The sequence below is a fragment of the Pseudomonas sp. NPDC089918 genome, from assembly GCF_050280605.1.
Classification (GTDB): domain Bacteria; phylum Pseudomonadota; class Gammaproteobacteria; order Pseudomonadales; family Pseudomonadaceae; genus Aquipseudomonas.
Window position 1 is genome coordinate 17,739 of the sequence record NZ_JBNNVP010000021.1, and the last position, 13,589, is coordinate 31,327.

Consider the following 13,589-nt stretch of genomic DNA (forward strand, 5'->3'; position numbering starts at 1 on the left):
TTGAGTTGTATCTATGTCGCTGCACGCCGTGCGCCCCAAGATCCTGGGTTTTATCCGCGAAGATGTTTCGGCCTGGCTGGTCGCACTGTTGGCATTGCTTGTCGGCGGGATTCTCACGGGATTGCTGGCCTGGGCGACGTTCAATCAATTTCATCAGCAATTGCGGCAACGTTTCCAGCTGCTCGCCAGTGAACGTTACAGCCGTATCGAAGAACGTTTCGAAGATCAGGAGCAGCGCCTTGACGGCCTGCGTCGGTTCTTCGTCAATTCCGAATCGGTGTCCCGCGAGGAATTCGACGGTTACGCCAAACCTCTTTTGCGTCGCACCCAGGCCTACTCCTGGGCCCCTCGGGTTTCCCGCACTGAACGACCGCTACTTGAACGCGCGGTGAGCGCAGAGGGATTGAGCGATTTCACCTTTCGCGAACTCAACGCCGATGGTCAGTTGCAACCAGCCGGCTTGCGAGATGAGTACGTGCCCGTGCTCTACACCCAAACCCAAAGCCGACTGCCCACGCCGCTGGGTTACGACCTGCTGGCCCAGCCCCTGCGCCGTTCGACCCTGGAACGCGCCGATCGCAATGGCCGCATGGCCGTGTCGCAACCGTTGCATCTGGTAGGCATCGAGCCCGCCTATTCGCGGGGCGTGTTGCTAGTGGCTCCGGTCATCCATCAGAACATCCCCAATGCTGCGCCCGCCGGCTATGTCATGGCGGTGATCAGCATGCGTCAGTTGTTGGCGGACGGGCTGCCGGAAGAGAATCATGACTCTCTCTCGGTGCGTATCCTCGACATGTCCACCGATGATCAGCACGAAGTGTTGTATGAGTCGGCCAACACGGCGGGGGCCAGTGGCTTGTCCTCCACGCGTTTGCTACGTCTGGCCGACCATGACTATCAAGTGGATATGCGTCCCAGCGCCGCGTTCCTGAAAGCCAACCATTCCTCGGTGGCCAGCCTGGTGGTACTCGGCGGTTTGCTCAGCCTGCTGCTCAGTGTGTTTCTCTATGTGTTGGTCAGCCAGCGCCAGCGAGCGCTGAAAATGGTGGAGCAGCGGACCCGGGAACTTCACGACCGTGAGCAAGAGTTACGCGGCACGCATGGCCAGTTGCGCGGTGTGCTGGATGCCGCGACTCAGGTGGCGATTATCGCCACCGACTTGCGCGGGGTGATTAGCACCTTCAACGCCGGTGCAGAGCAAATGCTCGGTTATTGCAGTGCGCAGGTCATAGGCCATATGACCCTGGAAAGCCTGCATCTGCCCCGGGAACTCGAAGCGCGCTCGGCCGAGTTGAGCGCGCGCTATGGCAAGCCCATCCCGACGTGTCAGGCGATGCTGGTCGAAGGCGGGGAAGAGGGCGGTCACGAAGCGCGAGAGTGGACACTGGTCCGCCACGACGGCAGTCACTTGACGGTGAACATGCTGGCGGCCCCGGTACTCGACGAGCAAGGCTTGTGGGTCGGGCATCTGGCGATCTGTATTGATATCACCGAGCGCAAGCGCGTCCACGAAGCCCTGGCGGCACGTGACCTGTTGTTGAAGAAACTCAGCGCCCATGTGCCCGGCGGGATCTACCAGTTCAAGATGGAATTCGATGGGCGCTTCAGCGTGATCTACGCCAGCGACGGTATGCGCGACATCTACGAACTCGAGCCGGAGGTGCTGTTGCTCAATGCCGAAGCGGTGTTCGCGCGGATTCATCCTCAGGACACGCGCCGGGTCCGCGCTTCGATCCTGGCGTCGGCGGACACCCTCAGCCCCTGGCGTGAAGAGTACCGCGTGCAATTGCCCGAGCGCGGTCTGCGTTGGGTCCGCGGCGAAGCGACGCCGGAGGAACTGCCTGGTGGCGGTGTTCTGTGGCATGGCTACATTTCGGACATCTCCGACCTCAAGCGAGTGGAAGAGGAATTGCGCGCACTGTCGGTGACCGACTCCCTGACCGGGATCCATAACCGTCGCTACTTCCAGGAGCGCCTGACCACCGAAATGGCTCGGGTCGAGCGCGGTGGTGGCGAGTTGTCGGTGATCATGCTCGACATCGATCACTTCAAACGCATCAACGATCAGCACGGTCATGCCGTGGGTGATCGGGTATTGCAGGCCGTGTGCGAGCGCATTGGCGGTCGCTTGCGGCGCACCGATGTGTTCTGTCGCCTGGGCGGTGAAGAGTTCATGGTGCTTTGCCCGGATATCGACGGCGAACAGGCCCTCGTGCTGGCCGTGGAGTTGTGGCAAGGGTTGCGCAGTGCGCCGATCGACGAGGTCGGGATCGTCACCGCGAGTTTCGGGATTGCCAGTTGGCGGGCCGGAGAGGGCGCGGATGCGCTGCTGTTGCGGGCAGACTCAGGGGTATATGCGGCGAAGCAGGCGGGAAGGGATCGGGTTGAGGGGCAGATGAGCTAGGACAGCATGCGGACCCTGTGGGAGCGAATTGTGGCGAGGGGGCTGTGTGATCGTCCCCACGCTCTGCGTGGGAATGCCTCAATGGACGCTCCGCGTCCGCTTTGGCAGTAACGCAGAGCGTCACCGGCTGCATTCCCACGCAGAGCGTGGGAACGATCGGATTGGGGGGTTACAACACCGAAGCCGTTTCCGGCAGTTTCGGCTGGCGGTACAGATCCAGCAGCACCTGATCCAGCACCGAGGAGGCGCCAAATGGTGCCTTGTCGTTGAGGATCGCCACCACCGCCCAGGTATTGCCATTGATGTCGCGGCTGTAGCCGGAGATGGCGCGTACGGTGTTCAGGGTGCCGGTCTTGACGTGGGCTTCACCGCGCATCGCGGTGGTCTTCAGGCGTTTGCGCATGGTGCCGTCGGTGCCGGCAATTGGCATCGAGCTGATGAACTCGGCGGAATACGGGCTGCGCCAGGCGGCTTGCAGCATCGCGGCCATTTCACGGGCACTCACTCGCTCGGCGCGGGACAGGCCGGAGCCGTTCTCCATCACCAGGTGCGGCGCAGTGATGCCTTTTCTCGCCAGCCACTGACGCACCACGCGCTGGGCTGCCTTGGCGTCGTCACCGTCGGCATCCGTGCGGAACTTCTGGCCCAGGCTCAGGAACAACTGCTGAGCCATGGTGTTGTTACTGTATTTGTTGATGTCGCGAATGATCTCCGCCAGGTCTGGCGAGTAGGCCCGGGCCAGCACCTTGGCGTTGCTCGGCGTCGGTGCCAGACGATCCTGGCCCTGGATGCTGCCGCCCAATTCCTTCCAGATCGCCCGCACAGCGCCAGCGGTGTAGGTCGCGTGGTCGAGCAGCGACAGGTAGGTCTGGGAGCTGCAGCCTTCGCCCAACTGACCGCCGACGGTCACGGTGACGCTGCCATCAGCCTGGGGCACCGGGTTGTAACGCACGCCACCGGTGCATTGCTTGGAGTTGAGCGCCTTGACCTGATTGTCGATGCGGATGCTGGCAATCGGCGGCTCGACCGACACCAGGACCTTGCCCGAGTCGTTGCGGGCCACGAAGCGCAGGGCCTTGAGGTTGACCAGCAGCGCGTCGGGTTTGACCAGGAACGGTTTGTTCTCGTCGTTGCCGTCGTCGTTGAATTCAGGCAGTTGTGGTTGAACGAAGAAGCCGCGGTCCAGCACCAGGTCGCCGGTGACCTGGGTCACGCCGTTGGCGCGCAAGTCGCGCATCAGCAGCCAGAGTTTTTCCATGTTCAGCTTCGGATCGCCGCCACCCTTGAGGTAGAGGTTGCCGTTGAGGATGCCGCCGCTGAGGGTGCCGTCGGTGTAGAACTCGGTTTTCCACTGGTGGTTCGGGCCGAGCATTTCCAGCGCGGCGTACGTGGTCACCAGCTTCATGGTCGAGGCCGGGTTGACCGAAACATCAGCGTTATGAATGGTTGGGGTGCCCGGGCCGTTGAGCGGGATCATTACCAGTGACAGGGCACTGTCTTGCAGTTTGCTGGCCTTGAGCGCCTTTTCGACGTTGGGCGACAGGGCGGTGTTGATCGAGGCGGCGGAAACGGGGAGGGCCAGGGGCAGAAGAAGGCTGGCCAGCAGCAATGGACGCAAAGATTTGATCATTTGAAATAAAACCCTACAGCCGAGGGGAAAAAAGACGAGGGCATGGAGATAAATTCCCTCAGCGGTCATGAAAGTGTCGGCATTATGCCCCAAGGTGCAACAGCTTGTGCCGTACCCCGGTCGTCTAATCCGCTATTTTTTTACCGGCGGTAGGTGTAGCGGCATTCTGAGACGGGCAATCGGCGCCTTAAACTGCTAAAGTGCGGCCCGTTAATACTTATGAGGATTGTTCCAATGGCGACTAACCGTTCCCAGCGTCTGCGCAAAAAACTGTGCGTCGATGAATTTCAAGAGCTGGGTTTCGAACTGAACCTGGATTTCAAAGAAGATTTGGCTGATGAAGCCATTGATGCTTTCCTCGACGCGTTCCTGAAAGAAGCCATGGAAGCCAACGGTCTGGGCTATGTTGGCGGCGACGACTTCGGTCTGGTTTGCCTGCAAAAGCGTGGCTCGGTCTCCGAAGAGCAGCGTGCTGCTGTTGAAGCCTGGCTCAAAGGCCGCAGCGAACTGACCGAAGCAACCGTCAGCCCGCTGATCGACGTCTGGTACCCGGAAAAGCCGATCAATCCGGTAGCTTGATGTTCTAAAAAACGGCGACCCAAGGGTCGCCGTTTTTTTTGTGAAGATCAAAGGATCGCAGCCTCTACACAGCGCCTACCTTGGAACGCGTTGCCCTGTAGGAGCTGTCGAGTGAAACGAGGCTGCGATCTTCTAGGCTCCACGCCAGTTCAAAATAACCAACGTCAACACCCCCGCCACAATCCCCCAGAACGCCGAACCGATGGAAAACAGCGTCAACCCCGACGCCGTGACCATAAAGGTAATCAGCGCTGCTTCCCGTTCCTGCACTTGCGCCATGGCAATGCTCAACCCATTGATGATCGAGCCGAACAGCGCCAGCGCGGCAATCGACAGCACCAGCTCTTTAGGTAATGCGGCAAACAACGCCGCCAGCGTCGCGCCGAACACCCCGGCAATCCCGTAGAAAATCCCGCACCAGACGGCGGCCGTGTAGCGCTTGTTGCGATCTTCATGGGCATGCGGCCCGGTGCAGATTGCCGCGCTGATGGCGGCCAGGTTGATCCCATGGGAGCCGAAGGGCGCCAACAGCAACGAGGCAATGCCGGTGGTGGTGATCAGCGGTGAGGCCGGCACGTTGTAGCCATCGGCGCGCAATACGGCGATACCCGGCATGTTCTGCGAGGTCATCGCCACCACGAACAGCGGAATGCCAATGCTGATGGTCGCGGCCAGGGAGAAATGCGGTGTAGTCCAGACCGGTGTCGCGACTTCCAGATGGAAGCCACTGAAATCCAGCAACCCCATAAATCCTGACAGCACAGTGCCGATCAACAGCGCGGCGAGCACGGCGTAGCGCGGCGACAGGCGTTTAACCACCAGATAGGTGAAGAACATTCCCAGGACCAGCGCAGTGCGGTGCTGGGCGGCGACGAAAATCTCGCTGCCAATTTTGAACAGAATTCCCGCCAGCAACGCCGCCGCCAATGAGGCGGGTATCTTTTTCACCAGCCGTTCGAAACTGCCGGTCAGACCGCAGAGGGTCACCAGCACCGCGCAAGTTATATAGGCGCCAATCGCCTCGCCGTAACTGACACCGCCAAGGCTGGTGATCAGCAACGCTGCGCCAGGGGTCGACCAGGCGATGGTGATCGGGGTGCGGTAGCGCAGGGACAAGCCGATCGAGCACACCGCCATGCCGATAGAGATCGCCCAGATCCACGACGAAATCTGTCCGCTGGTCAGGCCTGCTGCTTGCCCGGCCTGGAACATTAGCACCAGTGAGCTGGTGTAGCCGGTCATCATGGCAATGAACCCGGCGACGATGGCCGAGGGTGATGTGTCAGTCAGAGGGCGAAGCTGCGTGTGCGTGGCGTCGGTCATGAAAGCGGTGTTCCTTATACATGAAGATGTCCGAAGCGACGCTGAACCCTGTGGGAGCGTGGCTTGCCCGCGAAGGCGTAGTGTCAGTCGACATCAATGCTGAATGACACGGCGCCTTCGCGGGCAAGCCACGCTCCCACAAGGGATTGTGTTCAGGCTGCGGATTCTGCGTTCAAGCCTAAACTGAAAAGTAACCGGTCGTTGCAATACAGCGAAGGCGACAAACAGCCGTACAGTCGTGTTGCCACCTTCCATTGTGTACAATCGCGGTGTTTTTTACGCGATACTTGCCAGCGACCCACTGTGCCGTATTACAGTCACGGTCAATTCGCCGCAGTTCTCCCGACTCGAGTGCCCATGAACGAACAGTTGCAACCCCTCAAGAAACAACCGCGAGCAGGCAAAGCCGGGCGCAGCGGTACCCAGGACGATATTGTCTACGCGCATATCTTCGAGGCCATCCTCGAACAGCGTCTGGCGCCCGGCACCAAGTTGAGCGAAGAAGCGCTGGGGGAAATTTTCGGGGTCAGCCGCACCATCATTCGCCGAGCGCTGTCGCGTCTGGCCCATGAAGGCGTGGTGTTGCTGCGACCGAATCGCGGTGCTGTCGTTGCCAGCCCGAGTGTCGAAGAGGCCCGCCAGGTGTTTATGGCGCGGCGTCTGGTGGAGCGGGCGATCACTGAATTGGCGGTTCAGCATGCCACCGCCGAGGAAATTGCCGACTTGCGGCAGATGGTCAACGATGAGCGCGACAGCTTCTCCCGTGGCGATCGTGGTGCCGGAATCCGTCTGTCGGGCGAGTTTCACTTGAAGCTGGCCGAAGCGGCGAAAAACGCGCCGCTGATCAGCTTCCAGCGCAGCCTGGTGTCCCAGACTTCGTTGATCATCGCCCAGTACGAGAGCGGCAACCGTTCCCACTGTTCCTACGATGAACACACTCAGTTGATCAACGCCATCGAAGCGCGGGACGCGACGCTGGCGGTGGATTTGATGATGCATCACATGGACCACATCGACAGCAAACTCAACCTCGACGAAGAAAGTGCGTCGGATGATTTGCATGCGGTGTTTTCGCATTTGTTGCAGACCAAGAAGCCTGGGCGTTCAACAGCCAAGCTCTGACTTCCTGACGCTGATCGTTCCCACGCTCTGCGTGGGAATGCCTCAACGGACGCTCTGCGTTCGGCTCTGGATTGGGACGCGGAGCGTCCCGGGCTGCATTCCCACGCGGAGCGTGGGAACGATCAATCCCCCGCAACCAACGATTGCGGGGGATTTTTTATGCTTGGAGAAAACTAGCGCTGATGCACCAGATTCCCCGCCGCATACGTCTGCAGAACAGTCCGGTCATCCCCCAGCGTCATCAATACAAACAACGTCTCGGCAATGTTATTGGCCTGTTTCAGGCGATAGCTGAGCAGTGGCGTGGCGTTGTAATCCAGCACCAGGAAGTCCGCGTCGGTGCCCGGTTGCAAGGTACCGATCTTGTCTTCCAGACGTAGCGCGCGGGCGCCGCCGAGGGTGGCCAGGTACAGCGACTTGAACGGGCTCAGCCGCGCGCCTTGCAGTTGCATGACTTTGTAGGCTTCGTTCAGGGTTTGCAGCAGCGAGAAGCTGGTGCCGCCACCAACGTCGGTACCGAGACCGACATTGAGTTTGTGCTTCTCGGCCATCGGCAGATTGAACAGGCCGCTGCCGAGGAACAAGTTCGAGGTCGGGCAAAACGCAATCGCCGAGCCGGTTTCCGCCAGCCGCGCACACTCGTCGTCGCACAGGTGCACGCCGTGAGCGAACACCGAGCGCTCGCCGAGCAATTGGTAGTGATCGTAGACATCCAGGTAGCCCTTGCGCTCCGGGAACAGCGCCTTGACCCACTCGATTTCCTTGAGGTTTTCGCTGATGTGGGTCTGCATGTACAGATCCGGGTATTCGCTGAGCAACTGGCCGGCGAGGGTCAGTTGTTCCGGAGTGCTGGTCGGTGCAAAACGCGGAGTGACCGCGTAGTGCAAGCGACCCTTGCCGTGCCAGCGCTCGATCAGCGCCTTGCTTTCAACGTAGCTCGATTCGGCGGTGTCGGTCAGGTAGTCCGGCGCGTTGCGATCCATCATCACCTTGCCGGCAATCATTCGCAGGTCCAGCTGTTCGGCGGCCTCGAAGAACGAGTTCACCGACTGCGGATGCACGCTGCCGAACACCAGCGCCGTGGTGGTACCGTTGCGCAGCAGTTCCTTGATGAAAATGTCCGCGACTTCGTCCGCATGGTTCTTGTCGGCGAACTGGCTTTCACAGGGGAAGGTGTAGGTGTTCAGCCAGTCCAGAAGTTGTTCGCCGTAGGCGCCGACCATGCCGGTTTGCGGCAGGTGGATGTGGGTGTCGATGAAGCCCGGGGTGATCAGCGCGTCCTGATAATGGGTGATCTCGATGTCGGCCGGCAGGGTCGGCAGCAATTCGCTGGCGTGGCCGATGGCACTGATCTGGCCGTTATCGACCACCAGCAGGCCGTCTTCGAAATATTCGTACGAGGCTTCGATACCCACTTCGGCAGGGTCGGCGATGCTGTGCAGAATGGCGGCGCGGTAGGCTTTGCGAGTCAGAGGCATGAGCGTTCTCAATTAGTTCGAAGCTGTTCAGTTCGAAGCTTTCAGTTCAAAGCTTGGCTGCGGCGTGAAGCAGGCAGCAGTTTGGCGATCGATGATCCGGCGCTGGCGGTGTGCTGGCCGAAATTCGCGTTATAGGTGGCGATGATTTCGCCGGCGATGGAGATGGCGATTTCCACAGGCAACTTGCCTTTGACTTCGCCGATGCCCATCGGGCAGCGCATGCGTTGCAGCACGGTGCTGTCGAAGCCGCGGTCACGCAGGCGGTGTTCGAACTTCACCCGTTTGGTCTTCGAACCGATCAGGCCGAAGTAGGCGAAGTCGTTGCGCTTGAGAATCGCGGCGGTGAGTTCAAGGTCGAGCTGGTGGTTGTGGGTCATGACGATGCAGTAGCTGCCGGCGGGCAGATCATCCACTTCATCCAGCGGTTCTTCAGTGACTATTTTGCGCACGCCGTGGGGGATCTGATCGGGGAATTCAGCTTCCCGCGAGTCGATCCAGCGCACCCGGCAGGGCAGGCTGGCGAGCAGCGGCACCAGCGCCCGGCCGACGTGGCCGGCGCCAAACACAGCGATCTGCGCCTGAACCTGGCCCATCGGTTCGAACAGCAATACGGTCACGCCACCGCAGCACTGGCCCAGGCTGGCGCCTAGGCTGAAGCGCTCCAGATGGGTGTCCTGTCGGCCGCTGGCCAGCATCTCGCGGCCGATCTGCATGGCCTTGTACTCCAGATGCCCGCCACCGATGGTGTCGAACGTTTGCGTGGCGCTGATGACCATCTTCGAGCCGGCATTACGCGGCGTCGAGCCGAGCTCTTCGATGATGGTCACCAACACACAGGATTCACCCCGGGTTTGCAGGTCGGCGAGGGCGTCGATCCAGTTGTACATGTTTCACCTCGACATCTTTGTTGTCTGTTCGGCCGTCATCGCTAGCAGGCTAGCTCCCACAGGGTTTGTGGTGTCCACACAATCTGGATTCAACGCAAATCCTGTGGGAGCCAGCCTGCTGGCGATTGGCCGCGCCGCGGTTTAGAGCGAAGCCAACTCGACTTCAGCCTCAACAGGCTTCAAAGCCTTCAACTGCCGCATCTGCTCACAGCCCCACAACACCCGCTCCGGGGTCGCCGGTGCGTCGATTTTCGGTTGATGCTGGTAGTCGCCCAAACTGGCCACGGCGTCCTTGATCGCGCACCACGCGGCAATGCCGAGCATGAACGGCGGCTCACCCACGGCCTTGGAATGGAAGACCGTGTCTTCCGGGTTCTTGCGGTTTTCCACCAGCTTCACCCGCAGGTCCAATGGCATGTCTGCCACCGCCGGGATCTTGTAGCTGGCCGGGCCGTTGGTCATCAGTTTGCCCTTGTTGTTCCACACCAGTTCTTCCATGGTCAGCCAGCCCATGCCCTGGATGAAACCACCCTCGACCTGACCGATGTCGATCGCCGGGTTCAGCGAGTCGCCGACATCGTGAAGAATGTCGGTACGCAGCATCTTGTACTCGCCGGTCAGGGTGTCGACGATCACCTCGGCGCAGGCTGCACCGAAGGCGTAGTAGTAGAACGGCCGACCCCGCGCCTGGCTGCGGTCGTAGTAGATTTTCGGGGTCTTGTAGAAGCCGGTGCTCGACAGCGACACCTGAGCGAAATACGCCTGCTGGATCAGCGATTCAAACGTCAGGATGTGATCGCGGACCCGAACGTGACCGTTGTGGAACTCCACGTCTTCTTCACTGACCTTGTATTGCCGCGCGGCGAATTCCACCAGGCGTTTCTTGATGATTTCAGCCGCGTTTTGCGCCGCTTTACCATTGAGGTCGGCGCCGCTCGAAGCAGCGGTTGGCGAGGTGTTCGGGACCTTGTCGGTGTTGGTCGCGGTGATCTGCACGCGGTCCATTTCCACCTGGAACACTTCAGCCACGACTTGCGCAACCTTGGTGTTCAGACCCTGGCCCATTTCAGTGCCGCCGTGGTTCAGGTGGATGCTACCGTCGGTGTAGATGTGGATCAGTGCGCCGGCCTGGTTGAGGAAACTGGCGGTGAAGGAGATACCGAATTTCACCGGGGTCAGCGCCAGGCCTTTTTTCAGGATCGGGCTGTTGGCGTTGTAGCGACGGATCGCTTCGCGACGCTCGGCGTACTGGCTGCTTTCTTCCAGTTCGGCGGTCATTTCCTCGAGCATGTTGTGCTCGACGGTCTGGTAGTAATGGGTGATGTTGCGCTCGGTCTTGCCGTAGTAGTTGGCCTTGCGCACGGCCAGCGGATCGAGGCCCAGATGCCGGGCAATCGCGTCCATCACTTCTTCGATGGCGACCATGCCTTGCGGGCCGCCGAAACCACGGTAAGCGGTGTTCGACGCGGTGTTGGTTTTGCAGCGGTGACCGTTGATGGTCGCGTCGCCCAGGTAATAAGAGTTGTCGGCATGGAACATCGCGCGGTCGACAATTGACGCCGACAAATCCGGTGAGCAACCGCAGTTGCCGGCCAGTTCCAGCGCAATGCCATGCAAGCGACCGGTGCTGTCGAAGCCCACGTCGTACTCGACGTAGAACGGGTGACGCTTGCCGGTCATCAGCATGTCTTCGACACGCGGCAGGCGCATTTTGGTCGGCTGGCCGGTCAGGTGCGCGATCACCGCGCACAGGCACGCCGGGCTTGCCGCCTGGGTTTCCTTGCCGCCGAAACCACCGCCCATGCGGCGCATATCAACGACGATTTTGTTCATCGACACGTCCAGCACTTCCGCCACCAGTTTCTGCACTTCGGTGGGGTTCTGGGTCGAGCAATAAACGATCATGCCGCCGTCTTCGGTCGGCATCACCGAAGAGATCTGGGTTTCCAGATAGAAGTGTTCCTGGCCGCCGATGTGCAGCGTGCCTTGAATGCGATGTTCGGCAGTAGAAAGCGCGGTGGCCGAATCGCCACGCTGGTGGGTGTGGCTGTCGAGCACGAAGTGGCGTTTGCGCAGGGCTTCTACCACGTCCAGAACGGGTTCGAGATCTTCGTATTCGATGATCGCGGCCATCGCTGCTTTGCGTGCGGTTTCCAGGTCTTTCGCCGCAACGGCCAGTACCGGTTGACCGACGAACTGCACGTCATCGATGGCCAGCAATGGGTCGCCCGGCAGCAGTGGGCCGATGTCTTTCAGGCCTGGCACATCTTCGTGGGTGATTGCGATGCGCACGCCTTCGAAGGCGTAGCAAGGCTTGGTGTCGATGCTGATGATTTTTGCGTGGGCGCGGTCTGACAGCCGTGCATAAACGTGCAGCTGATTGGGGAATTCCAGCCGATCGTCGATGTACTGCGCTTCGCCGGACACATGCTTGTCGGCGCTGTCGTGCTTGACGCTGCGGCCGACACCGGTGGTCAGGTCCTTGGCGAACAATTCAGCCAGTTCGGCTTGGGTCTTCTCTACAGCGTGATGATTAGACATAAGCGGTCACCCGAGTCTCGATGTGCGGTGTTTGCAGTTCGATGAAGTATTTACGCAGCAGGTTCTGCGCGCTGAGCAGGCGGTATTCCTTGCTGGCGCGAAAGTCCGAGAGTGGCGTGAAGTCTTCGGCCAATGCAGCGCAGGCGCGTTCGAGGGTGGCGTTGTTGAACGGCGCACCGAGCAGGGCGGCCTCGCAGTTTTTGGCGCGTTTTGGAATGGCCGCCATGCCGCCGAAAGCAACGCGGGCGTCGGCGATCACGCCGGTGTCGATGCGCAGGTTGAACGCGGCACAAACGGCGGAAATGTCATCGTCCAGACGCTTGGATACCTTGTAGGCGCGGAACAGTTGTTCAACGCTGGCGCGCGGCACGATGATCTTTTCGATGAACTCGCTTTCCTGACGCGCGGTCACCCGGTAATCGATGAAGTAGTCTTCCAATGCCATGGTGCGGCGAGTTTCGCCTTTACACAGGACGATCTGCGCGCCGAGGGCGATCAGCAGCGGTGGTGAGTCACCGATCGGCGAGGCGTTGCCGATGTTGCCGCCCAAGGTGCCCTGATTGCGAATTTGCAGGGAGGCGAAGCGTTGCAGCAACTCGCCGAAGTCCGGGTACTCGGCCTTCAAGGCGTCGTAGCAGTCGGAGAGGGCGGTGGCGGCGCCGATTTCCAGGCGATCGTCGAAGCGTTCGATGCGTTTCATTTCAGCGACGTTGCCGACGTAGATCATCACCGGCAAGGTGCGGTGGAACTGGGTGACTTCCAGCGCCAGATCAGTGCCGCCGGCCAGCAGGCGGGCCTGTGGATAAGCATCGTAGAGGTCGGCCAGATCGGCCACGGTCAACGGCACCAGGCAGCGCTTGTCGCCACTGTTGAGTTCGCCGATATCGGTGGGGGCGATGGCTTTCAGGCGAGCGATGGTGTCTGCTTCTCGCGCATCGAATTGGTCGGGTTGTTTGCCACAGCATGATTGCTCGGCAGCGGCCAGGATCGGCCGATAACCGGTGCAGCGGCAGAGGTTGCCGGCTAGCGCTTCGTGGGCTTTATGGGCGTCGGGCTGGTCGCTGTTCTTTTGCAGCGCGAACAGCGACATGACGAAGCCCGGGGTGCAGAAACCGCATTGCGAGCCATGGCACTCGACCATGGCTTTTTGCACGCTGTGCAGTTCGCCCTGGTGCTTGAGGTCTTCGACGCTGATCAGTTGCTTGCCGTGCAAGGAGGAGACGAACGTCAGGCACGAGTTGAGACTGCGATAGCGAATGTGTTCGCGGCCATCGTCGTCCGTCTGCAGCTCGCCGACCACCACGGTGCAGGCACCACAGTCACCGCTGGCGCAGCCTTCTTTAGTGCCGGGTTTGCCCATATGTTCGCGCAGATAGTTGAGCACGGTCAGGTTCGGGTCCAGGGCGTGCTCGCTACGGAGTTCCTGGTTGAGTAAAAACTGGATCACGGAAGGCCTCGCAAACTCATTATTGTTGTTAACCGACATGAGCCGAATTTATCAGGTCTGACTTTTCGGTCAATGATTTTCTGACTTAAAGGTCAGGAAATAGCATTTTGTCGATCAACGACTCGTTCCTTCATTATTGACCCTCACGGGATAGCTTGCTGTTTGCGTGAATCGTGCC

The 13,589-nt window shown here is 60.2% G+C and carries 9 protein-coding genes; 3 read left to right on the top strand and 6 right to left on the bottom strand.

Features of this window, described 5'->3' with window-relative positions:
• Window positions 1-13 precede the first annotated feature (13 nt).
• Window positions 14-2,404 carry a sensor domain-containing diguanylate cyclase gene (locus tag ACQKPC_RS16325; RefSeq protein ID WP_427625527.1) on the top strand — a complete coding sequence of 797 codons (2,391 nt, stop codon included), beginning with the start codon at window positions 14-16 and terminating at the stop codon, window positions 2,402-2,404.
• A gap of 169 nt (window positions 2,405-2,573) precedes the next feature.
• Here the strand turns inward: ACQKPC_RS16325 and dacB are convergent, their stop codons facing one another.
• Window positions 2,574-4,034: a D-alanyl-D-alanine carboxypeptidase/D-alanyl-D-alanine endopeptidase gene (gene dacB, locus ACQKPC_RS16330; RefSeq protein WP_038979930.1), complete on the bottom strand. Its 1,461-nt coding sequence runs from the start codon at window positions 4,032-4,034 to the stop codon at window positions 2,574-2,576.
• 234 nt (window positions 4,035-4,268) lie between these two features.
• On the opposite strand from dacB, the gene ACQKPC_RS16335 reads away from it, so the two are divergent.
• Window positions 4,269-4,613 (top strand): YggL family protein, encoded by a 345-nt coding sequence (locus tag ACQKPC_RS16335; protein ID WP_007896965.1) that lies wholly within the window; start codon window positions 4,269-4,271, stop codon window positions 4,611-4,613.
• A gap of 132 nt (window positions 4,614-4,745) precedes the next feature.
• Here ACQKPC_RS16335 and ACQKPC_RS16340 read toward each other — a convergent pair whose 3' ends face one another.
• Complete coding sequence (locus ACQKPC_RS16340) at window positions 4,746-5,936, bottom strand: benzoate/H(+) symporter BenE family transporter (RefSeq protein ID WP_008074079.1); 1,191 nt, start codon at window positions 5,934-5,936, stop codon at window positions 4,746-4,748.
• 357 nt (window positions 5,937-6,293) lie between these two features.
• Between ACQKPC_RS16340 and ACQKPC_RS16345 the strand changes: the two genes are divergently transcribed.
• Window positions 6,294-7,058 carry a GntR family transcriptional regulator gene (locus ACQKPC_RS16345; RefSeq protein WP_007896961.1) on the top strand — a complete coding sequence of 255 codons (765 nt, stop codon included), beginning with the start codon at window positions 6,294-6,296 and terminating at the stop codon, window positions 7,056-7,058.
• A gap of 173 nt (window positions 7,059-7,231) precedes the next feature.
• Here ACQKPC_RS16345 and guaD read toward each other — a convergent pair whose 3' ends face one another.
• The 4 genes from guaD to xdhA form a co-directional block, all read right to left on the bottom strand.
• A complete protein-coding gene (gene guaD, locus ACQKPC_RS16350; RefSeq protein WP_427625528.1) occupies window positions 7,232-8,536 on the bottom strand; it encodes a guanine deaminase in 1,305 nt (434 codons plus the stop codon).
• Between the two features lie 41 nt (window positions 8,537-8,577).
• The gene (gene xdhC / locus ACQKPC_RS16355; protein WP_427625529.1) at window positions 8,578-9,423 is read right to left on the bottom strand and encodes a xanthine dehydrogenase accessory protein XdhC; all 846 of its coding nucleotides are present in this window, start codon (window positions 9,421-9,423) and stop codon (window positions 8,578-8,580) included.
• Between the two features lie 141 nt (window positions 9,424-9,564).
• Window positions 9,565-11,964 (bottom strand): xanthine dehydrogenase molybdopterin binding subunit, encoded by a 2,400-nt coding sequence (gene xdhB, locus ACQKPC_RS16360; RefSeq protein WP_427625530.1) that lies wholly within the window; start codon window positions 11,962-11,964, stop codon window positions 9,565-9,567.
• Window positions 11,957-13,411 carry a xanthine dehydrogenase small subunit gene (xdhA, locus tag ACQKPC_RS16365; protein ID WP_427625531.1) on the bottom strand — a complete coding sequence of 485 codons (1,455 nt, stop codon included), beginning with the start codon at window positions 13,409-13,411 and terminating at the stop codon, window positions 11,957-11,959. Before xdhA ends, xdhB begins: the two co-directional genes overlap by 8 nt.
• Window positions 13,412-13,589: the final 178 nt, after the last annotated feature.